Source organism: Ruegeria sp. AP12 (assembly GCF_056540025.1).
Map to the genome: position 1 here is coordinate 1,452,539 of NZ_JBQFVZ010000001.1, position 25,978 is coordinate 1,478,516.

The 25,978-nt window shown below is 57.8% G+C and carries 23 protein-coding genes; 8 read left to right on the forward strand and 15 right to left on the reverse strand.

The features are described 5' to 3' along the window. Positions 1-15: 15 nt before the first annotated feature. Positions 16-1,029, forward strand: a complete 1,014-nt coding sequence (locus ACR0E6_RS07150) for a D-cysteine desulfhydrase family protein (protein ID WP_480581922.1) — start codon at positions 16-18, stop codon at positions 1,027-1,029. 46 nt (positions 1,030-1,075) lie between these two features. On the opposite strand, the gene acdA is transcribed toward ACR0E6_RS07150, so the two are convergent. Then, entirely contained in the window at positions 1,076-2,296 is a 1,221-nt protein-coding gene (acdA, locus tag ACR0E6_RS07155) for a 3-sulfinopropanoyl-CoA desulfinase (RefSeq protein ID WP_480581925.1), read from the reverse strand. Between the two features lie 112 nt (positions 2,297-2,408). Here acdA and ACR0E6_RS07160 point away from each other — a divergent pair, with 112 nt between their 5' ends. After that, positions 2,409-3,290, forward strand: a complete 882-nt coding sequence (locus ACR0E6_RS07160) for a LysR family transcriptional regulator (RefSeq protein ID WP_170621443.1) — start codon at positions 2,409-2,411, stop codon at positions 3,288-3,290. Positions 3,291-3,336: 46 nt separating this feature from the next. Here the strand turns inward: ACR0E6_RS07160 and ACR0E6_RS07165 are convergent, their stop codons facing one another. The 9 genes from ACR0E6_RS07165 to ACR0E6_RS07205 all read right to left on the reverse strand — a co-directional run bounded on the left by ACR0E6_RS07165 (position 3,337) and on the right by ACR0E6_RS07205 (position 12,922). Beyond that, positions 3,337-4,440, reverse strand: coding sequence for a Gfo/Idh/MocA family protein (locus ACR0E6_RS07165; RefSeq protein WP_170517439.1), 1,104 nt, complete (start codon positions 4,438-4,440; stop codon positions 3,337-3,339). Further along, on the reverse strand, positions 4,437-5,507 hold the full coding sequence (locus tag ACR0E6_RS07170; protein WP_170517436.1) for a Gfo/Idh/MocA family protein: 1,071 nt from the start codon (positions 5,505-5,507) through the stop codon (positions 4,437-4,439). The genes ACR0E6_RS07165 and ACR0E6_RS07170 overlap by 4 nt, the downstream gene beginning before the upstream one ends. 14 nt (positions 5,508-5,521) lie before the next feature. Beyond that, positions 5,522-6,529: an ABC transporter permease gene (locus ACR0E6_RS07175; protein WP_480581928.1), complete on the reverse strand. Its 1,008-nt coding sequence runs from the start codon at positions 6,527-6,529 to the stop codon at positions 5,522-5,524. Then, a complete protein-coding gene (locus ACR0E6_RS07180; protein ID WP_170451826.1) occupies positions 6,526-7,464 on the reverse strand; it encodes an ABC transporter permease in 939 nt (312 codons plus the stop codon). Before ACR0E6_RS07180 ends, ACR0E6_RS07175 begins: the two co-directional genes overlap by 4 nt. Beyond that, the gene (locus ACR0E6_RS07185; RefSeq protein WP_480581931.1) at positions 7,461-8,945 is read right to left on the reverse strand and encodes a sugar ABC transporter ATP-binding protein; all 1,485 of its coding nucleotides are present in this window, start codon (positions 8,943-8,945) and stop codon (positions 7,461-7,463) included. Before ACR0E6_RS07185 ends, ACR0E6_RS07180 begins: the two co-directional genes overlap by 4 nt. Before the next feature lie 75 nt (positions 8,946-9,020). Further along, on the reverse strand, positions 9,021-10,049 hold the full coding sequence (locus tag ACR0E6_RS07190; protein WP_170451830.1) for an ABC transporter substrate-binding protein: 1,029 nt from the start codon (positions 10,047-10,049) through the stop codon (positions 9,021-9,023). Between the two features lie 53 nt (positions 10,050-10,102). Beyond that, positions 10,103-11,017, reverse strand: a complete 915-nt coding sequence (locus ACR0E6_RS07195; RefSeq protein ID WP_480581934.1) for a sugar phosphate isomerase/epimerase family protein — start codon at positions 11,015-11,017, stop codon at positions 10,103-10,105. A 10-nt stretch (positions 11,018-11,027) separates the two neighbouring features. Further along, on the reverse strand, positions 11,028-12,182 hold the full coding sequence (locus ACR0E6_RS07200) for a Gfo/Idh/MocA family protein (protein WP_480581937.1): 1,155 nt from the start codon (positions 12,180-12,182) through the stop codon (positions 11,028-11,030). Between the two features lie 11 nt (positions 12,183-12,193). Next, on the reverse strand, positions 12,194-12,922 hold the full coding sequence (locus ACR0E6_RS07205) for an SDR family NAD(P)-dependent oxidoreductase (RefSeq protein ID WP_480581940.1): 729 nt from the start codon (positions 12,920-12,922) through the stop codon (positions 12,194-12,196). Positions 12,923-13,117: 195 nt separating this feature from the next. Here ACR0E6_RS07205 and ACR0E6_RS07210 point away from each other — a divergent pair, with 195 nt between their 5' ends. Next, the gene (locus ACR0E6_RS07210) at positions 13,118-14,152 is read left to right on the forward strand and encodes a LacI family DNA-binding transcriptional regulator (RefSeq protein WP_480581943.1); all 1,035 of its coding nucleotides are present in this window, start codon (positions 13,118-13,120) and stop codon (positions 14,150-14,152) included. A gap of 1 nt (position 14,153) precedes the next feature. Here ACR0E6_RS07210 and ACR0E6_RS07215 read toward each other — a convergent pair whose 3' ends face one another. Continuing rightward, on the reverse strand, positions 14,154-14,933 hold the full coding sequence (locus ACR0E6_RS07215) for an oxidoreductase (RefSeq protein ID WP_480581946.1): 780 nt from the start codon (positions 14,931-14,933) through the stop codon (positions 14,154-14,156). Further along, positions 14,930-15,967: a LacI family DNA-binding transcriptional regulator gene (locus tag ACR0E6_RS07220; RefSeq protein ID WP_480581948.1), complete on the reverse strand. Its 1,038-nt coding sequence runs from the start codon at positions 15,965-15,967 to the stop codon at positions 14,930-14,932. Before ACR0E6_RS07220 ends, ACR0E6_RS07215 begins: the two co-directional genes overlap by 4 nt. A gap of 289 nt (positions 15,968-16,256) precedes the next feature. Here ACR0E6_RS07220 and ACR0E6_RS07225 point away from each other — a divergent pair, with 289 nt between their 5' ends. From ACR0E6_RS07225 to ACR0E6_RS07235, 3 genes are all read left to right on the forward strand, one after another. Beyond that, on the forward strand, positions 16,257-17,393 hold the full coding sequence (locus ACR0E6_RS07225) for a fatty acid desaturase family protein (protein ID WP_480581951.1): 1,137 nt from the start codon (positions 16,257-16,259) through the stop codon (positions 17,391-17,393). 17 nt (positions 17,394-17,410) lie between these two features. Beyond that, complete coding sequence (locus ACR0E6_RS07230; protein ID WP_480581955.1) at positions 17,411-17,719, forward strand: MocE family 2Fe-2S type ferredoxin; 309 nt, start codon at positions 17,411-17,413, stop codon at positions 17,717-17,719. A 64-nt stretch (positions 17,720-17,783) separates the two neighbouring features. After that, the gene (locus ACR0E6_RS07235) at positions 17,784-18,848 is read left to right on the forward strand and encodes a hypothetical protein (protein ID WP_480581957.1); all 1,065 of its coding nucleotides are present in this window, start codon (positions 17,784-17,786) and stop codon (positions 18,846-18,848) included. A 95-nt stretch (positions 18,849-18,943) separates the two neighbouring features. Here ACR0E6_RS07235 and ACR0E6_RS07240 read toward each other — a convergent pair whose 3' ends face one another. The 3 genes from ACR0E6_RS07240 to ACR0E6_RS07250 all read right to left on the reverse strand — a co-directional run bounded on the left by ACR0E6_RS07240 (position 18,944) and on the right by ACR0E6_RS07250 (position 22,269). Beyond that, positions 18,944-20,410, reverse strand: coding sequence for a uracil-xanthine permease family protein (locus tag ACR0E6_RS07240; RefSeq protein WP_480581959.1), 1,467 nt, complete (start codon positions 20,408-20,410; stop codon positions 18,944-18,946). 298 nt (positions 20,411-20,708) lie between these two features. Then, positions 20,709-21,416 (reverse strand): IS6 family transposase, encoded by a 708-nt coding sequence (locus ACR0E6_RS07245; RefSeq protein WP_480581961.1) that lies wholly within the window; start codon positions 21,414-21,416, stop codon positions 20,709-20,711. A 145-nt stretch (positions 21,417-21,561) separates the two neighbouring features. Next, positions 21,562-22,269 carry an IS6 family transposase gene (locus tag ACR0E6_RS07250; protein WP_480581963.1) on the reverse strand — a complete coding sequence of 236 codons (708 nt, stop codon included), beginning with the start codon at positions 22,267-22,269 and terminating at the stop codon, positions 21,562-21,564. Positions 22,270-22,381: 112 nt separating this feature from the next. On the opposite strand from ACR0E6_RS07250, the gene ACR0E6_RS07255 reads away from it, so the two are divergent. Both ACR0E6_RS07255 and ACR0E6_RS07260 read left to right on the forward strand, forming a co-directional pair. Next, positions 22,382-24,316 carry a DUF3604 domain-containing protein gene (locus tag ACR0E6_RS07255; protein WP_480581966.1) on the forward strand — a complete coding sequence of 645 codons (1,935 nt, stop codon included), beginning with the start codon at positions 22,382-22,384 and terminating at the stop codon, positions 24,314-24,316. Positions 24,317-24,582: 266 nt separating this feature from the next. Next, positions 24,583-25,977, forward strand: a complete 1,395-nt coding sequence (locus tag ACR0E6_RS07260; protein WP_170556624.1) for an alpha/beta fold hydrolase — start codon at positions 24,583-24,585, stop codon at positions 25,975-25,977. The last annotated feature ends 1 nt before the right edge of the window (position 25,978 follow it).

The window sequence follows — 25,978 nt, forward strand, 5'->3', positions numbered from 1 at the left end:
TACAGGTCGAACCCGATGACACAGGATCTTCTCTCTAAATTCCCAAGGGCCCGCTTCATGACCGGCGCGACGCCGGTTGAGCGTCTGGGCCGGATGTCGGAAAAGCTGGGGATCGACCTTTGGCTGAAACGCGATGACCTGACCGGGCTAGGTTTTGGCGGCAACAAAACCCGGCAGCTTGAGTTCTACTTTGGCGACGCTCAGGCACAGGGCGCGGATACTGTTCTGATTACCGGGGCGGTTCAGTCCAACTATGTCCGCTCGGCCGCGGCTGCGGCGGCGCGGCTTGGCATGACATCCGTCCTGCAACTGGAAGAGCGTGTTCCGGATATGGGCCCGGAGTATTATCAATCGGGCAACGTGTTGCTGGCCCGGATCCTTGGGGCCGAACACATGCATTATCCTGTTGGTGAAGACGAAGCCGGGGCGGATGCTGCCCTGCACGCCCGGGCCGAGGAACTGCGGGCGCAGGGGCGCAAACCCTATGTCATCCATCTGGGTCTGCATCATCCGCCATTGGGCGCGCTAGGCTATGTTGCCGCCGGGCAGGAATTGTGCCAGCAGATGCAGGATTTTGACGCTGTTATTGTCCCTTCGGGCAGCGGTGCGACCCATGGCGGGTTGCTGACGGGCATCAGAACCAGCGGCGTGTCCGCGCCGGTTTATGGCATCTGCGTTCGCCGAAACAGCGCGCGGCAACAGGACCGGATGGTGACAGTCCTTGAACTGCTGTCGGACCTTCTGGGCATTGATCCGGCAAGTGTGGCGGGCGACGTCCGAACATCGGACACCGCGCTAGCCCCTGGCTATGGCAGGCTGGGGCCAAAATCCCGTGCCGCACTGGAACTGATGGCGCGGGTCGAGGGGATTTTCCTTGATCCCGTCTACACGGCCAAGACCTTTGCCGGGCTGATTGATCTGGTTGAGCGGCAACAGATCAAGCCCGGGCAAAAGGTGATGATGATCCATACCGGAGGGCTGCCTGCCCTGTTCGGTTACCAGAACGAACTCGGCCCTGCACACGACTGACACGGCCATTTGGATCCGCAGCGCGTAGTTTAATACATCACAAGCCTTATTCGGCGGCCAGGTTTTGCATCGAAAGGTCCTGTTCCAGATACCCATCCCGCGTTTGCGGGCACTTGATGCCCAAAGCGGAGCTGGCGATCTGATTGCGCAAAATCTGCGCGGTTCCGCCGCCAATCGTGAACATCCGGACATCGCGGTACATGCGCTCCAGCGGCTCGCGGTCGCTATAGCCGCGCGCTCCGAACATCTGTAGCGCATCGTTCACGACCTTGATCGCCATTTCCGACGCGAAGAGTTTTGCCCGCGCCGCTTTGACCATATCTGGAAACTGGCCTTGGGCACCGGTTCGTGATCTTGCAGCGTCTTGCAACATCAGACGCGCCGCGTGGACCTGCGTGTCCATATCGGCCACCATCCATTGCAGCCCCTGAAACTCTGCCAGGGGTCGTCCGAATTGCTGGCGCTCCAGCAGATAGCGTTTCGCCCTTTCCAACGCTCCGGCTGCCACGCCCATCGCAATCGTGCCCGCACCAACCCTTTGCGAATTATACGCCTGCATCAAGTCGGCAAACCCGCGCTTTAACCCGGAGGGGGGCTTCAAAAGCCAATCCTCATGCACCTTGAGATTGGTGAACTTCAACTCCGCCTCGGGCATGCCACATAGACCAAGCGTGTTTTCCCTGCCGGTGATCTCAAACCCCTCTGGCAGGTCCGCGTTCATCGGATCAGCAAACACAATAAAGCCCCCAATGCCCAACTCATCGCCCGCCTCATCGATCACACGGGCAAAAATCAGGTGCAGCTTTGAAACACTACCGCCGGTGATCCAGTGCTTCCGGCCATTTATGACGTAGGTGTCGCCTACCTTCCGGGCCGTCGTCTGCATATCGGTCGCCGCACTGCCTGCGTCCGGCTCGGTAATGCAAATCGCCGGTTTGTCCCCCGCCAGAACATGAGAGGCACAGAACGCCTTTTGCTGTTCGGTGCCATAGGCCATGACCGCGCTGATGCCGCCCATATTCGCCTCGACCACAACACGGGCGGTCAGCGTGCACACTTTTGCGATCTCTTCGACCACTTCCACAACGTCGAGGAAACTTGCCCCCTGACCGCCAAACGCCGTTGGGATCGTCATTCCCATGATCCCGACTTCTGTCAGGGCGGTGACATTGCTCCAGCAATAGCTGCGGGTTTTGTCCCAATGGGCGGCCCGCGCGTCGAACACGGGCGCGAGGTCTTTGGCTGTTTCGACAAATCGATGAGTCATTGCGGGACTCCTGTGCGGCACTTCACGAAAGCGTGATAACCTCAAGGTAACAGAAGCTGTAGTTCAGAAAAACAAACTTACATTTGATATCTAATTCAGGTACACTGAATTTATGCAGACCCGTTCACTAAAAAGTCTTGTTAAGATCTCTCACGTTCAGTCTTTCAGCGACGCGGCTGAACAGCTTGGAATGACGTTACCTGCGCTGTCTATGCAGATGAAATCATTGGAAGAAGCCTTGGGCACCGAACTGTTCGACCGCTCGGTCAGACCACCGCGCCTTACGCCAGTTGCGCGCGCAATCGTCGAAGAGGCGGTTCCTTTGCTGCGGCACGAAGACAATCTGATCGAGATATGCCGACAAGGCGGAGGGCTGGCAGGCAAGTTTCGTTTGGGGTTTGTCACCACAGCGGCGGTGCGCCTGCTGCCCGGATTTCTTCAGACCGCCAGTCGGGAATTGCCGCAGGCCTCGTTCGAATTCGAAACCGGTTTGTCTGCCAGCTTGCAGCAAAAAGTCGTCTCGGGGCTGCTGGATGCGGCGATCATCACCGACGCAGATGGTCTGCCCAGCCAACTGGCATCCGAAGTTTTGCGGCAGGAGCCATTTGTATTTGCAGCCCGCAAAGACCTTCTCGATCAAGGTTTGCCCAGTTTGTTGTCCGAAGGCGTGTTCTTCCACTTCATGCCGGATACCGGGATCGGGAAGCTGATCGCGCGGGTGATGGTCAGCCATGAACGCCCTGCCCAGTCCAAGACTGTCGTACTGGATAATCTTGAGGCCATCATGGAATGCGTCTCGGCCGGGTTAGGCTTTACGCTGCTGCCTGTCCCTGACGTCGAACGCTACCGCGCGCCGGACCTGGTTGTGCTGGATGCCAAAGCCACGATGCAGCGCAAACTGGTTCTTGTCACGTTGCGCGACAGCGTTCTGGACCGGTACCGGAGCGAACTGGCATCCTCGCTGGGCCGCACTTCGAACGATGGTGTCACATAGTCCCGTCGATTTCCCCTCAAATCGAGGGATAGGTGCGCCCTGATGGTTACATCGGCGGTTCAATCTCGACAGGTTGGCCGCTGCGCTGCGATTGGATTGCAGCAAATGTCAGCGCCAGAGATTTCAGATTGCTCCGGGCGGAATTGTCCGGTGAGCGATCTTCTTCGATGGCGCAAAGCAACTCGCCCATTGCGCCTTGAAACCCGTCATTGAACCAGGCGCCCTGCAACGCGGGCCGGCTATACCCATCTGCAGTCGTCAGGGTGATCGTTTGCTGCCCTAGGTCTGCTCCGGTTGAGGATATGCTTCCCTTGGTGCCGGAGATATAGGTCGTGTCCAGTGGCCCGTGTTGCGTGCTGCCGTCGAAAACCAGACTGGCCTGCCCCTGTTCCAGACTGACCACGGCCTGCGCCAATAACGGCACCTTGTTATCCTGCCCCCGCGCGTGAGAGGCGCTGGCGAACACCGATTTCGCCCGGTTGCCAACAATAGAAGACACGAAATCGAACCAGTGAATCCCGAAGTCATACAGGATCAAATCCTCGATTTCGTCGAACGGCGTGCCTGCGGTCCAACCATGGTTCCAGTGAATGGAGGTGTGGACGGACTGGACATCTCCAATATGCCCAGCGCGACACGCTTCGCGCATCCAGGCCATGTGCGGCGACCATCGTCCATTCTGGTTAACCGCAAGCTTCACGCCTTGTTTGTCGGCCAGTTCTACCAGCGTTTTTCCGGTTGTCAGATCGGATACAAAGGGTTTCTGGCTTAGAACATGCTTTCCCGCTTTCAGAGCAGCCTCGATTACTGGCGCACGTATGTCGGTGGGCAGAGTTATGTCGATGATGTCTATTTCGCGGTCTTCCAAAAGGTCTTGATAGCGTTCAACAATGCGGGCATCAGGAAAGAACTCTGCCGCTTTGCCTTCCGCTTTTGCACGGCTTCGGTTCCATAGCGCCACGACATCCCAACCCGCAGTGCGGTATGCATCCAGATGGCTGTTCGAAATACCTCCCGTTCCGATCATGCCGATCCGAGGGCGATAGGTTCGGGGGTTTGGTGGAAGGTAATCGACCTCGGGCGCGTTGATCTGCGGCAAGTCCTTGGATTTCAGCGCGTAGGTGTCTGTGTCGGCGGCATCGTCGCTCATGGCAGCAGTTCCAATGTGCGTTTTTCGGCGGCGGATTGAACGGCTGTGTCCACGATCCTCTGCGCCGTCAGGCACAATTGCGGATTCAGCGGACCGGCCACCGCTTCGCCGCGGCTGATGCAGCCCAGAACGTACTCGATTGCGTTTGTCTGGCCTTTGGGCAGCGGATCAGCAGGGATTTCATGCCGCTCTGGCCGGGCGCGGGTTTGGACGGTCACGTGGTCGGCATAGTCGGGCGAAGAGATCGTTCCATCCGTGCCGACAAAGACAAACCCACAGGTAGGCTGCGGCTGAGTGGTCCACGGATCAGTAAACGTTCCCCAACGGGTTTCCATCTTGGACAAACCGCACGCATAGCGGCAGACAGCAATGGCATGTTGATCGACTTCGATACCGGGTGTTTCGTCGACGGTGCATGTCACCTCAATCGGGGCTTCCCCGTCCATGTACCACGTCCCCAGTGTCGCGCCGTATCCGAGGTAGTCCAGCAACGACCCGCCGCCCGAGGATTTCTTGTACCACCAAGAGGTTGGCTTTTCCTGTTCAACCTCTTCCGGGCTGACCTCGACCTTGTCGGCAAGGTGAAAAAGCGGGCCGCGATTGCCGTCGTAGAAATGCACCTCTCGCAACTCGCCGATCAGTCCTTCATCGATCAGGCGCTTGGCGGTAACGTGGCTTTCCACCCACCGCAAAGGCCAGTTGATGATCAGTTGTTTCCCGGTCCCGTCCATGGCCGCGATCATGCGGCGCGCGTCATCCGAGGACGCAGCGAATGGTTTTTCGACGAAGACATGCACGCCATGCGCTGCCAGTTTTTCAGTGTAATCGGCGTGGTCTGCCGTGGCGACGCATAAAACGGCCATGTCATAGGTTCCCGCGGCCATGCAGGCATCGAAATCGGTAAAAACCCGGTCTGGCGGAATATCGAAATTCTGGACCGCCGAAGCCATTTTCTGCCTGTCGGGATCATAGATACCGGCAATTTCCGCTTCAGGGTGTTCATGCACCATGCGGAGCAGATCGCCCATATGCATGTGGTCAAAGCTTATTCCAACAATCCGAAACATGGGCGTCCTCCGTTCTAACGGTTTCCCGTGATCCTGACATAGATGGCCGTCACCGCCAGGATGATCAGACCAAACAGCGCCGTTCTTGCGCCTTCGGGCATCTGCATCAGGGTCAGCATTGTATCCAGAACCCTGATGATCAAGGCGCCCACAATGGCACCCGCAAAACTGCCACGCCCGCCAAAGATCGAGGTTCCGCCGATCACCGCAGCCGCGACCGAGGGCAGCAGCAGCGGATTGGCAAGGCTCAGCGAGGTTTGCCGGATCATACCAAGATATAGCAACCCCGCGACCGCCGCGATCACCCCCGACAGCGCGTAGAGCGCCAGATAGACCTGCCAGGATTTGACGCCCGAAAGCTTGGCCGCGTTTTCGTTCGAGCCCAGCGCGAACAGCAACCTGCCAAAGCCGGTGAATCGCATCAGCCAGAAGATGAACAAGGCGAAGGGCACAAACAGAAACAACCCGTTGGGCATGGACAAGGTGCGCCCGGTTCCAAGCCACGCCAAAAAGGCCGGGATCTCGGACCCGGCATTGATCACCATCCGCTGATAGACCTGCAGACAGCCCGTGGCGATCAGGCCGGTGCCAAGGGTCATGATCAACGGATGCACCCGCACCAACCCAACCCCAAGGCCGTTGACGACCCCGACAACCAGACCGGAGGTCAAGGCGACCAGCACCGCAGGCGTCACGCCCCAGATCGAGCTCAGGGTGGCGCAGACAAAGGCCGCGACGGTTGCGACAATGCCCGCCGACAGGTCGATCCCGGCGGTCAGCATCGTCAGCACCTGACAAGCGGCCAGCATCGCAAGCGGTATTGCAAACTTGATCAAGTTGCCAACCCAGAAGGTCGAGACCAGCCCATCGCGCCCCGCCCTGAACGGCGTGACAATACCGGGCCGCATGAACTCCAGCACAGCGATCAGCAAGACCAGAAAGATCAAAAGCGGTATCACAGGATTATCCCGCAGATACCGTCCAAAGCGGACGACGGGTGGGTCATTCACGGCCATGCTCATCGTCTTGCTCCTCGCGCGGTGGCTGCGGTGCCAAGCAATACGACGGCCACCATGATCGTCCCTTCGATGATTGTCGTGACATTGGGGTCCACGGCCAGAAATGTCAGGATCGTGCGCACGATGCGCAGGATGAACACAGCGACAATCGGCCCAAGCAGCCCGCCGCGCCCGCCCCCCAGAACCACGCCGCCCAGAACAACGGCGGCGACCGAGGCCAACAGATAGGGTCCGGGCACCGGCTCACCAATGCCGGTCAGTGCCGCAAGGCTGAGCCCGCCGAAGGCACAGAAAAGCCCACAAATTCCGTAGGCTGCGATTTTGACGCGCCCGACGGACACCCCCGATCGAAAGGCCGCGCGTTCGTCTGATCCGGTTGCATAGATCGAGATACCAAGCTTGGATCGCCGAAGGGGCAGCCATACCACCGCAATACATCCGACCATGATGGCCAAGGCGCTAGGTACCCCAGGAATGACACTGCCGCGAATGCTCTGCTGGACCCAATCGGTGGTTGACCCGCCCGGCGTTTCCAGGATCAAAAGCGCTACGCCTTCCCAGACAAAAAGCATCGCCAGCGTGACCACGATATCAGGCACTCGGGTCAGAACGATGAGGGCGCCGTTGATTAGTCCCATCGCCAATCCGATGCCAAGCACGATCACGATGGCCGGTAGTCCGGACATCCGCTCCATCAGCACAGCGGCAGAGACGGCACATACAGCCATCATCGATGCAACCGACAGATCGATCCCGCCGACGATCACCACCACCGCCATGCCCGCCGTTGCGAAAGCAAAGGGCAATGCGGCGCGGGCAACGCTTTCCAACCCAGACGCACCGAAAGAGGGCTGTATGAGTTTTGTGACAGCCAGCAAAACCAGCAGCAACGCGACAAGACCCAGAAGCCAGGAGTGTTTGCGCAGGGTCTTGGTCACGCTGCACTCTCGTTTTCAGTTAGCCCATAAGCCGCGCGCAGCAGGGTTTGCTCGTCCGCGTCTTTGGCGTCGATCACATCCACAACACGGCCATTGAAAATGACCAGCGCGCGGTCGCAGGCCAGCGGCACCTCCTCCAGTTCCGACGTATAGAACAGGACCGAGGCCCCGTTTTGCGCCAGTTCCCGCACCAGAGGGTAAATCTGGCGTTTGGTCCGCACATCGATCCCCCGCGTCGGGTCAAACAGCAACAGCGTCTCGACCCCTGTGGCGAGCCATCTGCCAATGGTCACCTTCTGCTGGTTCCCGCCCGACAGGCGCTGCACCTCACCCTGCGCGCGTGTATCGATTTGTAGCTTCTCAATGGCATAATCGACCCGCTCACGCTCTTGCCGCAGGTTCAGTTGGCCCCAATCCTGCAGGCGCGCCGAGAACGGCAGGGCGATGTTCTCTTTGACCGATCGTTGCGCCAGCAGCGCATCGGCCCGGTCACCCGGTACAAAGGTCAACCCGGCCGAGATCGCATCGGCAGGGTGCCTGAACCCAACCTGCGATCCGTTCACCTCGATCACCCCGGCAGTCGGAGGCAGAAAGCCAGCCAAACAGTCGAACATCTCATCCTGCCCCTGCCCTTCAAGCGCGACAACGCCAAGCACCTCGCCCGGATGAAGGTCGAACGAGATATTCGACACCTTCGGCGCAATCGCCAAGTTTCGAACAGACAGGCGCGGATTGCCTTGCGCGACAGAACACGCGCCGTTGTTTTCGCGATCCCCAAGGTCCAGTTTCTGACCCAACATCAGTTCCACGGCCCGTTCTTCGACGCCCGGCTCAATCCTCAGATCACCAACAGTCATCCCGTCGCGCAGAACCGAGGCCCGGTCGCACAGCTCAGAGATTTCGCTGAACCGGTGCGACACGTAGATGACGCCCATGCCCTGATTTGCCTGCTCGCGCACAACCGTCAGAACCCGCTCAACCAGATCGGTTGGCAGCGCGGCTGTCATCTCATCCAGCAAAACCACATCCGGCTCGGACGCCAAGGCGCGCGCGAGGTCCAGAATACGCAAAGTGGCAAGCGGCAGGTCTGCGATCAGGTCCGAGAGGTTCAGCTGTTCAATCCCAAGCTCACTGACCCAATGCCTGAACGGCGCAAGCGGTGTATCGGTCAGCCGAAGGTTATCGGCCACATCCAGATCGGGGATTAGTGAGGGTTCCTGATAAACCGGAACAAGGCCCGATTTGCGCGCCTCTGCCGGGCTGCCAACGCGGGCCACCTGTCCCCGGATCAGCACCTTGCCGCTATCCGGCCTCAAGGCGCCGGTGATGATTTTCACGAAGGTGGATTTCCCGGCGCCGTTTGCCCCCATCAGGGCGACCACCTCGCCCTTGGAGACGCTCAGATTGGCATCGGTCAAAGCACGGACAGCACCAAAGTTCTTGGCAATCCCGGACGCGTCGAGAAGGTGTGTTTCGGTCATCGGTGCCCACTATTCCAACTTGGTTGCCCCCTGCCCGATCCGGGCAGGGGGAATTCACACAAGGCCAGACCGCTTTTAGCTGTCGCCCGGCCCTTTGCATTCGATGATCTGTTCCATCGAATAGTCCGTCCAACCGGGAACCGTGACCGAAACGGGCCATTCGGGATCAAGGTTGGGGTTTTGCGCCGCAGTGATGGTTGCAACGCCGTCATCCGTGGCGTTTTCCCAGAGCACCGGGTCCACCAGAACGGTTTTGTCGTCAGGCGCGTTGCCGTTCAGAATATCGACAGCCAGAGCGATCCCTGCACCGCCAACAGATCCGGGATTGGTCACCGCGGCCCCTTGCAGACCGTCAACTTCGGTCAGGTACTGCACGAACCCGGCATTGTCCGCGCCGACAATCGGCACCAACGGCGCGCCGGATTCCACAAAGGCATCTACGATCACGTTGTCAATTCCGCTGGTCCACACACCGTTGAACGGAATGCCCGTGGCCAGAAAGTCAAACATCTGCTGTTTGCCCTGATCCTGCTGCCAGCCGGTAAACACCTCGTGCACCACATTGATGCCGTCATATTCGGCCAAGGCACGCTTGAACCCGTTGTCGCGGTCGGTATCGGCAGACACCCCCGCGATGCCGCGCATATAGACGACGTCACCCGAGCCGCCCAATTGCTCGAACAGCCATTTCGCGCCCAGATAAGCGTATTCTTCCTGATTGTTCGACAGGATGTACGCGCCATCCGCCGTCACGCCCGCATCCACGGCGACCACGACAATGCCCTTCTCCATCGCCGCATCCAGCGCCGAATTCAACGCGTCCGGGTTTGACGGGTTCAGAACAATCGCATCCACACCCGCTTCGATCAGGTTGTTGATATCCTCCAACTGTCCGGCTGAATCCGTGTTGCGATGCGCCACGATCAGGTTCGACACATCCTCTTCGACCAGGGCCTGAGCCCGCATGGCGCAGATCATCTGTTCGCGCCAGCCGTTGCCCTGCACGGTGTTGGACACACCGATCGTGTAATCGGCAGCAAACGCCGCCGGTGTGAACGCCGCAGCAACAGCTATGGCCGCCGCACCTGTAAGTAGCTTTTTCATTGTAGTACCTCCCATTTGAACACTCAGTGATATGTCCGGGGCTTTTCGCCCTTCTATTTGATGAACGGTTGCAGCACGTCGCGTGCCAGCAAGAACCCGCGCTTTACCTTTTCGTCGGTCCCTTCAAACAGCCTGTCCTCATGCTCGATGATGACGGGACCATCGTATCCGACCCGGTATAGGCCCGAGAAAAAGTCGGACCAGTCGACATCGCCCAGGCCGCAAAGGCGTGGCACCTGCCACCCCATGCCCGCCGACATGATCCCGTGTTCATAAAGCCCGTCGTGATCCACCATCAGGTCTTTGGCGTGGACATGCGCGATATTGGGGCCGAATTCCTTGATGAACCGGGTCTGATCGATGAACTGCCAGATCAGGTGGGACGGGTCGAAATTCATCCCGACATCCTCGCCCCATTCCTCGAAAATCCTGCGCCAGATCTTCGGCGAATAGGCGATGTTATGACCGCCGGGCCATTCATCATAGCTGAAGATCATCGGGCAGTTTTCAAAGCACAGGCGAACACCCTGCCCCCGGGCATGATCGACGATGGGTGAGATGATCTGCTGCGCCCGCGCCCAGTTCTGGTCCACATTCAGGGTTCTGTCGCCGCCGACAAAGGTGTTGACCACCGACAGGCCCATCGTGCCTGCGGCAGAAATTACCTTTTTCAGGTGTTCGATCACCTCGTCCCGGTGCGACGTGTCCGCATGCAAAGGGTTGGGGTAATATCCAAGGCCCGAGATTTCGATACCCATTCCGGTCAGCGCATCCACGATCTCCTTGCCCTGCGCGGCCGTCAGCCCATCGACATTGATGTGGCTCGTGCCCGCATAGCGCCGCTTTTCACCGCCGGAGGACGGCCAGCATGCGATCTCGAGCGCTGAAAACCCGTTGCCAGACGCCCATGTGGCAACGTCCATCAGGTCCGTATCTTCAAATGGCGCGGTCAGCAGTCCCAGTTTCATGTTGCCCCCCTTAAACCTCGTCCAGATCGACCCAGCGATCTTCGCGGGCCGATTTCACCACGGCATCGCAGAACCGCATTTCATAATGGCCGTCCTCAAACGTCGCCCAGGTGCTGTCCGGCCCGCGCTTGCCTGCGCAGACGTCAGTGTAAACGGCACGGAAGAAGTTGAAGAAACTGTCCGCAAACCCTTCGACATGACCGGGCGGCAAGGTCGCGGCGCGGGTGCCCGTGGCATTCATCAGCGTAAAATCCCGCATCAATATCTGATTGGCGTCGTCGCGATGCCCGATGAACAGGTGATCCGGCGTTTCGCTGTTCCACGCCGCACTGGCCGCGCTACCTGCAATATCCCAAACCAATGAGTTCTTGCGTCCGATATTGATCTGAGAGGTGGTCATTACGCCCTTCGCGCCGTCCTCGTACCGGATCATGATCGCCGAGGCATCATCGGTATCGACGGCCACAGTTTCGGTTGTCCCTTCGGCGCTGGAGAATGTTTCAACCGGGCCGGTCGGCCGCTGCCGTTCGGGCAGAAAGGTCGTCAGGTCGGCAAATACGGATTTAGCTTTCAGCCCTGTGACAAAACTCGTCAGATCAACCCAATGCGTCCCGATATCCCCGACCGAGCGCAACACGCCCCCTTTGTCAGCCTGCAACCGCCAGTTCCAGTCCGTTGGCTTTGCCAGCCAGTCCTGATGATAGTGGCCGGTCACAAAGCGGATGCGCCCCAACTCTCCCTGAGCAACCATTCCATGGGCTTGCTGGTTCAGGGGGTAAAAGCGGATGTTGTAACATACCGCGCAAACCTTCCCCGACGCGGCGGCCATCTCCACCATCTCAGCCGATTGCGCGCTGGTCATTGCCAGTGGCTTTTCACAGATCACGTGCTTTCCGGCTTTCAGGATCGCCATGACCTGCGGGAAATGGGCGTGGTTCGGGGACGTGACGTGGACCACATCAACACTGTCATCTGCCAGCAAGGCCTCCAACGAAGGATACGCTTGATGGACACCAATCTCAGCAGCCCGCGCCGATCCCCGTTCCGCTGACGACCCGAGCACGCCAACAACCTGCACTCCAAGACGGCGCAGGGCCTGCACATGAACCGTTCCGATGAAGCCGGTTCCAATCACTGCGGCCCGGATGGCCGAGACATCAGACATTATCACCTCCTTCAGACAACCGAGTATCCTCCGTCCACGGGCATGCAGATGCCGGTTACAAATGCGGCTGCGTCCGAGGCCAGGAACAACGCCGCGCCGACAATATCGGCGGGCATTCCCCATCGGGACATCGGCGTTCGCGCCTCGACTGCGTCGACGAATTTCGGATCCTGTCTGGCCCTTGCGGATTGTTCGGTCACGATGAACCCCGGCGCGATGGCGTTCACGCGAATACCGTCTGCGGCCCATGCGACCGCCAAGGATTTGGTCAATTGCTCGACCCCCGCTTTGGACGAGCCATAGGCCGGGTTTTGCGGTGATCCAAAGCGGGCATACATCGACGCGATATTGATCACCCGACCCTTTCGGGCCAGAAGCGCGGTATGCAACGCCCGCGCGCATCGCATCGTTCCGACCAGATTCACATCCAGCACATGGTTGAAGAATCCAGGCTCCATTTCCTCGCCCCGCCGCGTGATCGCTGCGCAATTCACCAGCACATCCAATTCAAGGCGGTTGCGGCCAAATGCTTCGACCGCGTCAGTGTCCACGACGTCGAGCTGGGTATAGGGGAACCGGGCGGCATCCTCAGGAAGGCACTCTGGCTCGGCCCCTGTGATTTCGACCTCGGCACCGGCGTCGTTGAAAGCGCGGGCAATGGCCGCCCCAATGCCACCCCGGCTGGCACCGATCACGGCGACCTGCGCGCCGGAGAAGTCGAACCGGGCCGCGGCAGTCAAATCGCCACCTCGGTCCACAGGTCGTTGTTGCCAGCTTTGGCAGCACGGATCATTACATTCCCCCGATTGCGAATTATGAACCTGCAAACGATTACATTTGCAGAAATTCGCCCTTTTCAATCCTTGAAATCGATTACATAATCGACAGCGTCAGGGATTCGAGTCAACCGAAATCTCACTTTGCAACCAGGACCCATGATCCAGAAACCCGCAACCATCCAAGATGTCGCCCGCGCAGCAAGGGTGTCCACGGCCACCGTCAGCCGGGTTCTGTCCAACCCTGATGTTGTCAAGAAATCCACCAAAGATGCGGTCATGCAGGCGATCCAGAGCACGGGATACAGGGCAAACCAGGCGGCCAGAAACCTCAGGATGCAGCGCGCGAATGCGGTTCTGGTCCTTGTCCCGAATTTGGGCAAGCCCTTCTATTCCGGCATTCTGGCGGGCATCAGCGAGGCGTTTTCCGGCACCGGTTATGCAGTTCTGATTACGGATACGGAAAGCAATCCGATCCACGATTCTACTCTGGCCGAGTATTTTCTGGACGGGCGTATAGACGGCGCGATTTCGCTGGATGGTCAGTTGTCGGATACAGTGCTGAACAGGTGCATTCAGGCCGGAGCCCGAGACAAAATCGTGTTCCTGTGCGAATGGGTCGAAGACCAGTCTTTTCCGGTGGTCAAAAGCGACAATGTCGAGGGGGCCCGGCTGGCAATCCGCCATCTGCACAACCTCGGCCACGAGAAAATCGCTCATGTAACCGGGCCGCAGGGCAATGTTCTGACAAGCGCACGTCGAGAGGGTATGGTGTCTGAGCGCGCACGTCTTGGCCTGCCTGCCCCGACCGAGTGGATCATTCGCGGTGACTTCTCGCTCGAATCCGGACACGAGGCCGCCGCGCGCATTCTGGCGATGGACGACAGGCCCACGGCTGTATTCTGCTCGGCCGATATGGTGGCATTTGGGCTGATCGCAGGGCTTCAGGCTGGTGGTGTTCGGGTGCCCGAGGACATGTCTGTAGTGGGTTTCGACGACATCGAGATGTCGGAATACTATGTGCCTGCACTGACCACGATCCGTCAGAACCGGCACTTTTTAGGTCAACGGGCCGCAAAACTGCTGCTTGGTCGGCTTTCGTCTGGGCTTGGCGCAAATGAACCGGAAGCCCCGGTTCCTGTTGAACTGATCGAACGGGCAAGCACTGCGCCGCCCAAAGCAAGCGGTTGGTAACCTAGCGCGGCGCGCCCAGAACAGACTGTTCAAGATCGACGCATACCCCGGTCATCGGGAAAGATTCCGGGCTTAGAAGGAATACGGCCAACCGAGCCGCTTCGTCAGGCATCAGCAACCGGCCCAGCGGAAGCCCCCGCCCTGCCTGTTCCGCCCAATCCTGCGCTTGGCCCAAAGCTCCGGTTTGCGTTTCATGCTCGGACTCAGTCAGCGCCCAGCCCAGATTGATCCCGTTTACGCGAATACCATCGTGCAGATGCGCGTTGGCCGCATTCTTGGTCGACGTCTGCAACGCCCCTTTCGACGCCGCATAGATTGCCAGATCCGGCGCGCCGCAATGGGCATTCATGGATTGAATATTCACGATCCCTCCGCCAGACCCACGCGCTTGCATGTCCCGGATCGCTTCCCCCATCAGCAGAAAAGGCGCGCGGGCGTTGACCGCAAAAATCTTGTCGAAATCCTGCGCCGTTCCGTCAAGAAAACTGGCGCGGTTCGTTAGTCCCGCAGCATTCACAAGGCCATCAATCCGACCAAAAGCGGCCCGCGCTGCCGCCGCGACATCCGCGCAAGCGCCAGCTTCGGCCAGATCGGCGACAATGGTCTTGGTCCGGGCAACGCCCGACAATTCCGCTGCAAGGCTTAGCAGACCGGCCTGATCTCTGTCAGTCGCCAAAATCTGGCGAACTCCCTGCGCACCGGCCCGGCATGCGATCGCCCGGCCGATGCCTTTGGCGGCTCCGGTGACGACAAGCGCCATATCTTGCAGCGGGATACTCATGCGGGCACCCGACCGGCTGGAATATTTTCCCTTAGAATGATCCTCGGCTCGATATGCTCCATCGGCAATTGGACAGGCCCCGACGCAATTGCCCCAAGCAGACGAATGACAGCTTGTTCCCCGATAAGATGAGCGTTCTGGTCGATCACCGCATGGATCAACCCTTCGGCCAACCAGCGCCGCGTGTCCTCTGTCAGGTCGTGCACGACGACAAGGGGCCGTTCGGCTTGCGGGATGGTTTCAAGCGCCTGCACCAGACCCTTCCGCCCCGCCCCCACGCAATAGACCCCAACCAGACGCGCGCCGGAACGGTACAGCCGCGTCAATTCGCGGTACAAACGCTCTCCATTCTCACCGGTCTCGACCGATGGCAAAGCGGTAAGCGTCGGGTAATACGCGGACAGGCAGGACCGAAACCCCAATTCCCGCTCGCTGTGTCCGTGATACGCATGCGTTCCAAAGAAGACCGCGACATCTCCGGTGCGGTCGCTGGCGGACATACCCAGTATCTGAGCGGCCGTGCGCCCCGCGACCATATTGTTAACACCGACATACCCCGAGCGCGGCGTTGCCAGCACATCCGAGGCTAAAGTGACCACACGAATACCGGATTCACACATCCGGCGCAGGGCATCCCGGCTGCGCGGGTCGTCTGTTGCCACGACACCGATCCCGTCGGTATCTGGCGGCAGGTTGTCCAAAGCCTCGATCAGCGGGTCCGGGCCTATGCCGTCCAGCACCTGTATTCTGCAACTTTCGACCAAGGGCTGAGCGTCCGAGAACCGCGTGATGGCCTCTGCCATATCCTGCAGGAACGTATTGCCACCGGTCGGGATGAGAAAGCTCAGACGCGCAGGTCGCGAGGGCAGCGCCAGAATACCCTCGGACGGGAGATACCCCAAAAGCCGGGCCGCCCGCATCACACGCTGCCGGTTGGCGGCGCTGACGCCCTTGCGCCCGTTCAGCGCCCGGTCCACGGTCGCCGTCGAGACCCCGGCCCGTTTGGATATGTCGGCAATTGTGGCGCGCGTCATGCCCTTAAAGACCTCAATCGATTGCTTTGTAGCGGACCATACTGGCACGATAAAAGCCGCTCGTCTTGTTTTGAGGCATCAAATTACATCAATTTGGCGGTGTTGTTTTTCTAAATTACGCCCCTGCTGTGCCCTAGCGCGATATAACCCGAAAATAGCTGATGTAATCTGATGGGCATGGCACTTGATGCGACAGGGTGATGTGCCAAAGCTATCAGTGGACCGGACAGGCCGTCTGATCGCTCAACACGGCCTGCACTTGGTAGAACCATAACAGCGGCGTAAACCGATGACCGACACGCTTCAACAAGGGCCCTTGCCCGAAACAGTTCGGGATTATTCCCTGACCGGCGAGACCGGCAAAAAAGCGCAAGAGATCGGGCTTGCGGCGGCAGAGTGGTATCACAGCGCCGTCCCCCGCAAGACGATGAAATCCCTGATGAAACGCCGCGACGGCCCTGCCCTGCGCGACACGGCATTGTGGGTTGGGCTTCACATTTTGCTCGCGGCCGGGGGCATCTTCTTCTGGGGGAGCTGGCTTTCGGTCCCGTTCTGGCTGGCCTATGGCGTGGTCTATGGCTCGGCCTGCGACAGCCGTTGGCACGAATGCGGCCATGGGACGGCCTTTCGAACGCGCTGGATGAACGATGTTGTGTATCACATCGCATCCTTTCAGATCATGAGGAACCCTGTGAACTGGCGGTGGAGCCACGCGCGTCACCATACCGACACGCTGATCGTGGGCCGCGACCCGGAAATCGCCTGGATGCATCCGATCAACCTGATGCTAAAGGCACTAGCGTTTGTCGGCATCTACGACACCTGGCTGTCACTCAAGGTCCTGTGCCGCAATGCGCTGGGGTATTTGTCGCCGGACGAGATGGACTACATCCCGCAATCCGAATGGCCAAAGGCCGTGTTCTGGGCGCGGATCCATATGCTCATCTACGCGGTCGTGTTGCTGGTTTCCGCGTTCATGCTGGCAAACGGCATGGGCTGGAAATCGACAATCCCCATCCTGCTAATCGGCGGGCCCCGCGTTTACGGGTGCTGGCATTTCGTCATGACCGGCCTGTTGCAACATGGCGGCTTGCCCGAGGACGTCATTGACCACCGGCTGAACTCCCGCACGGTCTACATGAACCCGATCAGCCGCTGGCTGTATTGGAACATGAACTATCATGTAGAACACCACATGTTCCCGATGGTCCCCTATTACGCGCTTCCTGCCCTGCACGAGGAAATCAGGGATGACCTTCCCGCGCCCAACACCTCAATCTGGGATGCCTACAAAGAGATGATGGGGGCCGTGATGCGTCAACGCTCTGACCCCGGCTATGCGTTGAGGAAAACGCTGCCGCCAACGGCGCAGCCCTACAAGGAACATCTGCATTCCCATGTGCCAGATCGGAGCGGTGACGGTTAAAATGGTAGGAGTCCAACATGCCCTGGATCGAAGCAATCGCCATTGATGACGTTGAAGAAGAGGACGTCATTCGCTGGGACCACGTCGGTCGAACTTTTGCAATTGTCCGTGGCCCAGACGGAGATTTCTTTTGCACCGACGGTTTATGCACTCATGAACAGGTTCATCTGGCCGATGGTCTGGTGATGGACTACGAGATCGAGTGCCCCAAACACAACGGGATTTTCGATTACCGCTCGGGCCAAGCCTTGCGTGCCCCTGCCTGTGTAAAGCTTGGAACTTATGAGACGAAGATTGAAGGTGGCAGAGTTTTCGTTTTGGTTTGAAGAATAATCTCACCGGGCACGCAGCCCTCAGACGAACAGCGTCCAAAAACCACAAGGCGGTCCCATGTCCGAAGACACGATCAACCTGAATGCAGACGGCATCCGCCTGTCGTTCGACGCCAGTATCGGCATGATCAAAAGCTTCACGGTGATGGACGGCGACGCTGGGATATCCCCGTTGCACCGCGCGCCTTGGGTCGGAATGAACGAGGCCCTTCCCGATGGGCTAGCGCCCCATCTATACAAGCTGGGAGGAGATTTTTTCTGCGCACCGTTTGGGCAAGAAAAAGACGGGGCACCCCTGCATGGTTGGCCTGCAAACGCATGCTGGTCGATCATTGATCTGTCGCCGGACCAATTGTCAGCCCGGTTGGATCACCGCGTCAACGATGCGGAAGTCATCAAAGCGCTTTCACTGCGCCCGGATCACCCCTTTGTTTATCAAAAACATACGTTTGTAGGCGGGTCCGGGTCGGTTCCGGTGGCCAACCATGCGAATATCTCTCTGCCAAATGGTGGCTTTATCCGGACCTCTGCCAAATCCTGCTGGATGACGCCTGCAACACCACAGGAAACCGACCCGAAACGCGGCAGGTCGGGGTTGGTCTACCCTGTGTCCAGTGACGATCCAACGCGTTTCCCGTCGCAGGACGGCACCACAGATTTGACGCGCTATCCCTGGTTCCAAAGACATGAGGATTTTGTTGCCGGTCTCGATGCACCCGGTGGCGGGTTGGGCTGGACAGCCGTCACCAGACCGGTCGAGGGTGATCTGTTCCTTTCGCTCAAGCGATCTGAACACCTGCCCATGACGATGCTGTGGCACTCGAACGGAGGGCGGGATTATCCGCCGTGGTCGGGCCGTCATTTTGGCTGCCTGGGCATCGAGGAAGGCACGGCCGGGCATGTTTTGGGACCTGATCGCAAAAAGGCACTGTCCGGGCCCGGTGCTTTGCAGCTGTCTCCGGCCCGCTCTGCCGTTGTCAAACACGTAATCGGCGCGATTGCCTGGCCTGCGGGTTCTCCGCTTCACTCCATAAACCTGCATGGTGACGGGCTGGAGGTTTTGGGGGATTGCGGAACACGCAAACGCATCAGCTTTGACACCGAATTCTTGCAGGGTTCCTAACACCCAATCGTCGCAGTCCCCGCGCCTTGACTGAGAGGGATTGGGCGACAGCCGGCTCCCTAACAGGAACAAAGCCATCGCCCGCCGGTCAAATGTCAGGCGTGATCGTCCTTCACCAACTCGCCCCGACCATGTCCTGACATACCGCCAGAAACCTCCTCGGTCGCTTCATCCGCCAATGTCTCTGGCAGGATCAGGTTCAGGACAATGGCGATCAGGGCCGCAGGTAAGATCCCCGACGCACCCAGAATTCGCAGCGTATCCGGCAGGTGTTGCAACGCGTTGACCGACCCCGGCGCGACGTTCATGACCTCTAGCTGAAGCCCCAGACCTATCGACAGCGAGACCGCGAAGATCACCATGTTTCGGCGGTTCCAGACCACGTCGGACAGCATCGAAACACCCGCTGCAACAACCATCCCGAACATGACGATGACCCCGCCGCCCAGTACTTCGATCGGAACGGTGCGAATGATGCCACCGACTTTCGGGACCAATCCGCAGATGATCAGGAATATGGCTCCGATGGTCACGACATGTCGGCTCATCAACCCGGTCATTGCGATAAGGCCCACATTCTGGCTGAACGAGGTGTTGGGAAACCCGCCAAAGATACCGGCAATGGCGGTGCCGAAACCGTCGGCAAAAGTCGCGCCCTGAATCTCCTTATCCGTTGCTTCGCGCCCCGCGCCACCTTTCGTGATCCCTGATACGTCGCCGACGGTTTCTACGGCTGAAACGAAGGCCATAAGGCAAAAGCCGATCACAGCGGCCAGAGAGAACTCGAACCCATACTTGAATGGCTGTGGCAGCGCGAAAGCCTCAGAACGTTCCCACGAACCCGAAATCGCCTCGAGCGGCAGTTTCCCGACGAGTATGCAATAGACATATCCGACAAGAATGCCGATCAGCACAGCCGAGACAGACAGCATCCCGCGGGCAAAGAATTTCAGCCCCAATGTGACAAACACAACGATCAACGCCGGGGCCCAGCTGGACAATGAACCGTAGGTTTCAGACCCCGAAGCCTTGGCCGGAACACCACCGGCGGCGTATTCGATGCCGACTTTCACCAATGCAAGCCCGATCATTGTCACGACAAGACCTGTGACCAAAGGCGGCAGGGCAAAGCGGATTCTGCCGATCACAGTACCCAGCAAGGCATGGAAAAGGCCGCCGATTATGACGCCTCCGAACAAGGCGGCCAGACCGTCGACGCCCTTTCCGGCGACCAGCGGTATCATGATCGGGATAAAGGCAAAGGACGTCCCCTGCACGATTGGCAAGGCCGCCCCGACCGGGCCGATGGTGACCGTCTGCAACAGCGTAGCAACGCCTGCGAACAGCATCGACATCTGGATCAGGTACAGCAGTTCCGGGAAATCCGGACTGTTCGAGCCAAAGCCAAAACCGGCGGCCCCGGCAACGATAATCGCTGGCGTGACGTTCGAGACAAACATGGCCAGCACATGCTGAATGCCCAACGGCACGGCACGATATATGGCAGGAAAATAGTTCGGATCACGAAGTTGCTCTGGCGTTCCGATAGATGAAGCAGTCATGGAGTCCCTCGCGTTGCGCCCCTGTTGCAGACTTTGCCGGGGTGTTGGCGCGCACGCTGTGACCTGCGTTCGACTCAGCGGCTTTGGACCTATTGGCCTTCTCTGTGCCTTGACCTCCACAAAGTGGAGTTAGGTTAGTGCAGAAAAGCGCGAGGGATTATCAAAAATACCCGAAAGGTGCTGTGCTGACGTGGGGGGCCGTAGGGCGGAATGCCCAAACAGTACGATACGGATTTTGGAGTGGCGGTGCTGTCAGACGAATTCGAACCAGTCTCAGTTTGCCGCGGAAACCGTGAACCTATCCAGAACAAAGTTGACGCCACTCTGCGAGAGCAGCGTTGCGTGTTAGCTTGTATGTATCTCTGCGGGTTAGCGATCTTTCCTGGTTGAAGTGGTTGTATACGGAGGTAAGGACGGAGGCGAATTTCTGCAGACTTCGCATGCGCCTGAAACGCTGCATCGCGCGTTCGCGTCGTCGAAACGGGAGGTGCGAATTCTCGACGCGGTTGTTGAGCCACCTGCCCGTCCGTTGTTTTTCAAGCGCGCCCATTTCTCTGAGCGCAGCCTTGTAGGAAGCGAAGCGATCTGTGAAGACCTCCTTGGCGCAACCGTGCCGCTTCATCAATTTCTTGAGGAATTTCAGTGCTGCAGCTTTGTTTCGGCGTTTGGTGACTACGGCTTCCAGTACCTCGCCTTCGTGATCGACGGCACGCCAGAGGTAGTGGCGTTTGCCGTTCACTTTCACGAATACTTCGTCCACATGCCACTTCCATTTTGAAAAGACTCGGAGTTGCTGAACACGCTTCCGTCTGATCTCAGCAGCAAACATCGGGCCGAACTTGTTCCACCAATATCGGACTGTTTCGTGGCTCACGTCGATGCCTCGCTCGTGCAACAGATCTTCGACATTCCGAAGCGAGAGCGGGAAACGGATGTACAGCATAACCGCCAAGCGGATGATTTCGGGACTGGTTTTAAAGTATTTGAAAGACCTGGGTCTGGTCATGGGAAAAAGCTACGCAATCGCCCTGCCCCGCTCAAGCAAAGTTCTTCTGACAAGGCCGAAAACACAACCGAGGTGAGACTTGTATGAGTGGCGGTGCTGTCAGACTAATTCGAACCAGTCTCAATTTGCTGCGGAAACCGCGAATCTATCTGGAACAAAGCTGACGCCACTCGCTAAGAGCGGCGGCGCAGGTCAGCTTGAAGGTATCTCGACTGGCTAGCGATCTTTCCTGGTTGAAGTGATTGTAGACAGAGGAATGGACGGCGGCGAATTTCTGTAGACTTCGCATGCGCCTGAAACGCTGCATCGCGCGTTCGCGTCGTCGAAACGGAAGGTGTGAATTCTCGGCGCGGTTGTTGAGCCACCTGCCCGTCTGTTGTTTTTCGAACGCGCCTATTTCTCTGAGCGCAGCCTTGTAGGAAGCGAAGCGATCTGTGACGACCTCCTTGGCGCAACCGTGCCGTTTCATCAATTTCCTGAGGAATTTTAGTGCTGCAGCCTTGTTTCGGCGCTTGGTGACTACGGCTTCCAGCACTTCACCTTCGTGATCTACTGCACGCCACAGATAATGTCGCTTGCCATTCACCTTTACGAAAACCTCGTCCACGTGCCACTTCCATTTCGAGAACGCGCGCAGCTGCTGCACACGCTTCCGTCGGATCTCAGCTGCAAACATTGGACCAAACCTGTTCCACCAATATCGGACGGTTTCGTGGCTCACGTCGATGCCTCGCTCGTGCAACAGATCTTCGACATTTCGAAGCGAGAGCGGGAAACGGATGTACAGCATCACCGCAAGGCGGATGACCTCGGGACTGGTTTTGAAGTACTTGAAAGAGGCAGGTTTGGTCATGGGCAAAAGCTACGCAACCGTCCTGCCCCGCTCAAGCAAAGTTCTTCTGACAAGACCCTTAGCAAACCTTCGAACTCAGTCGAAATAACTTCTCGAGCAGAGTTGTGGTAAGGTGTCTTCAATTATGGAGGAAAAATTGTTTCGCTTTCTTTTGTCAGCAGCTCTCATTCTGGGGAGCCCAGTCTTAGCTCAGGATGCAATAAATCCGACAGGCCTTTCCGGTCCTTCCGGTCGACCCTATTCACCTTACGCTGAGCGCGCATATCCAACTCAAGTCTATTTTGGTGACACTCACGTTCATACTGGTCTTTCCGGGGATGCTGGTGGAGGCGGTACGCGCCTCATGCCGCGCGATGCCTATCGGTTTGCGCGCGGAGAAGAAGTTGTGTCGAACACGGGGCAACCTGTAAAACTGTCGATGCCTCTCGATTTCTTCATGATTACAGATCATTCGGATGCGATGGGTGCTATCACCGACATCATCGGAGGTTCTCCCAACATCTTAGCAGATGAGCAAGGCAGATATTTCCATGAAGAATTCAATAAGGGTGGCGAAGCCGCACTAGCGGCAGCGCTCGAGCTTACAGCGGCGTTTGCTCAAGGACAGGTTTCGCCTGCGCTGAACTATAAACCGGGCAACCCCGCGTACGCCCGTGTTTGGGACGACATTATCGATGCCGCGGAAGAGTACAATGATCCAGGCGTGTTCAGCACCTTTATCGCCTATGAATGGACATCACTTGTTGCAGGGAACAATTTGCACCGAAATGTGATCTTTCGCGACGGCCCGGAGCTCACAAGACAGATACTGCCTTATACAACAACGCCACCTGTGGGCTCACCTAACCCTCGTGATCTTTGGAAATGGTTGGAGAACTATGAGCATACGACAGGCGGGCGTGTTCTTGCTATTCCACATAATGGGAACTTGTCTAACGGCTGGATGTTCCCGTTAGTCGATGACTTCGCGGATGGGGTGCCGTTAGATCCCGCATACGCAGAAGCGCGAAACAAATGGGAAAGACTATACGAACCAACTCAGATTAAGGGAGATGGTGAGGCCCACCCGTTCCTATCACCAGACGATGAATTTGCTGACTTCGAAACATGGGACTACGGCAATCTGGATGCTTCTGTTCCGAAAGAGCCAGAAATGTTACCTGGTGAATATGCTCGATCCGGGTTACTTCGCGGCCTATCTTTGGAAAAGGGTTTGGGAGTAAACCCTTTCAAGTTTGGCCTGGGCGGGGCTAGTGACACACACACGGGCTTAACGGCTCCAGATAACGACAATTTCTTCGGGAAGTTCACCGGTTATGAGCCCAGCGAAGAGCGCAGCCAACATGTCAGCAAGACCTATGCAGACGGGAATGTTGCGCTGCTTTCGTCGCAATATATTACTGGCGGTTTGACAGCTGTATGGGCGCAAGAGAATTCCCGCGAAGCCATTTGGGATGCGATGCATCGGCGTGAAACCTACGCAACTACAGGACCTCGAATGCGCGTCCGAATGTTCGGAGGATATTCTTTTACCGAAGAGGATGCCTTGCGGCGGGACTTGGCGCTTGTGGGATACACCAAGGGTGTGCCGATGGGTGGGAATCTTGGCCCAGGGGAAGGCGCACCTTCTTTTTTGGTATATGCGCTTCGTGATCCGATGGGAGCAAACCTGGATCGAATCCAGATCATAAAGGGCTGGATAGATGCAGATGGAGAGCAACGGGAAAAAGTCTACGACGTGGCCTGGTCTGGTTCCCGCGAACCAGATGCCGCTGGTAAGTTGCCGTCAATAGGCACCACAGTGGACCTTTCTATCCCCTCGTGGACTAACACGATTGGAGCCTCTGAGCTGGGAGCCGTGTGGGAAGACCCGGATTTCGATCCCTCGGAAAGCGCATTTTATTATGCCCGGGTTATAGAAATTCCAACCCCGCGCTGGACGGCGTATGATGCAGTGAAGTTCGGAATAAACATGCCGGATGGTGTCCCTATGACAGCACAGGAACGCGCCTATACTTCGCCGATTTGGTACTCGCCACAACAATAGTTTGAATTTACGATGTCGGTCGGGCATGGGCTCAGAGCAGCCATTCGCTGCGTTCCGTCTGACTGACCTCTTAGCAGACAAATCCGCCGTTCCCCGAGAAAACGGATAGGCATACCTTTTTAATGATCGCCTCCACACGTCTTCCGACAACTAGAGATCTTAGTCACCGATCATGCCACCGCCCGTTGGCAGGTATTAGGCAAGTTGCCGGTTCTAACAGTCTTTTAACGTGGTAGTGTTTTCGAGCCAACTTGCGGGAAGTAACCATGAGTCAACGTCGCCTTGCTGCAATCGTGTCTCTCGATGTCGTCGGCTTCAGTCGGATGATGCAGGGTGGCTCCAAGCTACTTCTCAAAACACTGAACACCTTGTACCGCGATTTGGTAACGCCGATCGTTGAGCAAAAGTCTGGCCGGGTGGTCAAACTGTTGGGTGACGGAGCATTGATTGAATTTCCGTCGGCCGGAAACGCCCTAGAAGCGGCAATTGCGATCCAAACCGAGCTAAGAGAGCCAGACCATCCCTATTTGGTTCCGGAACGTATCCAGCTTAGAGCGGGTTTGCATGTCGGCGACGTCACCGTCGATGGCGACGATATCTTCGGAGACGGCGTCAACATCGCTGCGCGGCTCCAATCGGCAGCCGTACCCGGGGGCATTCTGGCCTCAAAGGTACTTTGTGATCTTGCCGGAGCGGATTATGCCAAACGATTACGCCGGGAAGGTCTACATACGTTCAAAGGCATTGAACAGCCGATCGAAGTGCTGTCGTTCAACTTCACCGATGAACATGTGTCCAAATCGCGTGCTAGCTTCGCCAAAACACAGGAAATTCGTTTTTGCAAAACTGACGACAACATTAGTCTGGCCTGGAGCTCAGTTGGAGACGGTCCTCCGGTCGTAAAGGCGCCAAGTTGGATTGGACACTTGGAGCTTGACTGGCGCAATCCGGGGAAAGCTCCAATTTATACGTCCATCGCTCAACGGCATCGTTTGGTCCGTTTTGATGCCAGGCTCAACGGTCTATCCGACTGGGACGCCGAAACATGCACGTTCGAACGGTTCGTTGATGACTTGGAAACCGTTTTCGACGCAGCGGGTATCAAGCGCGCCCCGATCCTTGCGATATCGCAGGGGTCAGCAGTGGCAGCCGCCTTCGCAGCGCGCCGACCTGACCGCGTGTCTGCGATCGTAATGATAGGTGGGTTCCCCGTTGGTCGGGCAAAAAGAACATCGCAAAAAGATGTGGAACGCGCCAACGCAATTAAGCAAATGATGACTGCCGGGTGGGACGATGATTATCCGTCTCTGCGTGATTTGATGGCGCAAATCATCGTGCCGGGCGCGAGCCAAGAAGAACGGCGGCAATATGCCGAAGATATGCGCAAGATGATTTCACCCGAAAACATGGGGCGGTATCGCGGTGTGATTGATAACATCGATATCTCACCGATATTGTCCAAGGTCGAGGTGCCGTGCCTTGTTTGTCATGGGACCAGTGACAGGATGCAACCGGTCGAACAAGGACAATTGTTTGCGAAGGGATTACCCAACGCGAAGTTCATCGCCTACGAAAGCTCCAACCATACCATCCCGGACAACGACCCGGAATGGCCACGTTTTGAGAGGGACGCCCTGGCTTTCTTGGCTGAACACAGCTGAA

Coding starts and splice junctions, on each gene's coding strand:
- ACR0E6_RS07150 (WP_480581922.1), top strand. CDS start 16: ATGACACAGGATCTTCTCTCTAAATTCCCAAGGGCCCGCTTCATGACC.
- acdA (WP_480581925.1), bottom strand. CDS start 2,296: ATGACTCATCGATTTGTCGAAACAGCCAAAGACCTCGCGCCCGTGTTC.
- ACR0E6_RS07160 (WP_170621443.1), top strand. CDS start 2,409: ATGCAGACCCGTTCACTAAAAAGTCTTGTTAAGATCTCTCACGTTCAG.
- ACR0E6_RS07165 (WP_170517439.1), bottom strand. CDS start 4,440: ATGAGCGACGATGCCGCCGACACAGACACCTACGCGCTGAAATCCAAG.
- ACR0E6_RS07170 (WP_170517436.1), bottom strand. CDS start 5,507: ATGTTTCGGATTGTTGGAATAAGCTTTGACCACATGCATATGGGCGAT.
- ACR0E6_RS07175 (WP_480581928.1), bottom strand. CDS start 6,529: ATGAGCATGGCCGTGAATGACCCACCCGTCGTCCGCTTTGGACGGTAT.
- ACR0E6_RS07185 (WP_480581931.1), bottom strand. CDS start 8,945: ATGACCGAAACACACCTTCTCGACGCGTCCGGGATTGCCAAGAACTTT.
- ACR0E6_RS07190 (WP_170451830.1), bottom strand. CDS start 10,049: ATGAAAAAGCTACTTACAGGTGCGGCGGCCATAGCTGTTGCTGCGGCG.
- ACR0E6_RS07195 (WP_480581934.1), bottom strand. CDS start 11,017: ATGAAACTGGGACTGCTGACCGCGCCATTTGAAGATACGGACCTGATG.
- ACR0E6_RS07200 (WP_480581937.1), bottom strand. CDS start 12,182: ATGTCTGATGTCTCGGCCATCCGGGCCGCAGTGATTGGAACCGGCTTC.
- ACR0E6_RS07210 (WP_480581943.1), top strand. CDS start 13,118: ATGATCCAGAAACCCGCAACCATCCAAGATGTCGCCCGCGCAGCAAGG.
- ACR0E6_RS07215 (WP_480581946.1), bottom strand. CDS start 14,933: ATGAGTATCCCGCTGCAAGATATGGCGCTTGTCGTCACCGGAGCCGCC.
- ACR0E6_RS07220 (WP_480581948.1), bottom strand. CDS start 15,967: ATGACGCGCGCCACAATTGCCGACATATCCAAACGGGCCGGGGTCTCG.
- ACR0E6_RS07225 (WP_480581951.1), top strand. CDS start 16,257: ATGACCGACACGCTTCAACAAGGGCCCTTGCCCGAAACAGTTCGGGAT.
- ACR0E6_RS07230 (WP_480581955.1), top strand. CDS start 17,411: ATGCCCTGGATCGAAGCAATCGCCATTGATGACGTTGAAGAAGAGGAC.
- ACR0E6_RS07235 (WP_480581957.1), top strand. CDS start 17,784: ATGTCCGAAGACACGATCAACCTGAATGCAGACGGCATCCGCCTGTCG.
- ACR0E6_RS07240 (WP_480581959.1), bottom strand. CDS start 20,410: ATGACTGCTTCATCTATCGGAACGCCAGAGCAACTTCGTGATCCGAAC.
- ACR0E6_RS07245 (WP_480581961.1), bottom strand. CDS start 21,416: ATGACCAGACCCAGGTCTTTCAAATACTTTAAAACCAGTCCCGAAATC.
- ACR0E6_RS07250 (WP_480581963.1), bottom strand. CDS start 22,269: ATGACCAAACCTGCCTCTTTCAAGTACTTCAAAACCAGTCCCGAGGTC.
- ACR0E6_RS07260 (WP_170556624.1), top strand. CDS start 24,583: ATGAGTCAACGTCGCCTTGCTGCAATCGTGTCTCTCGATGTCGTCGGC.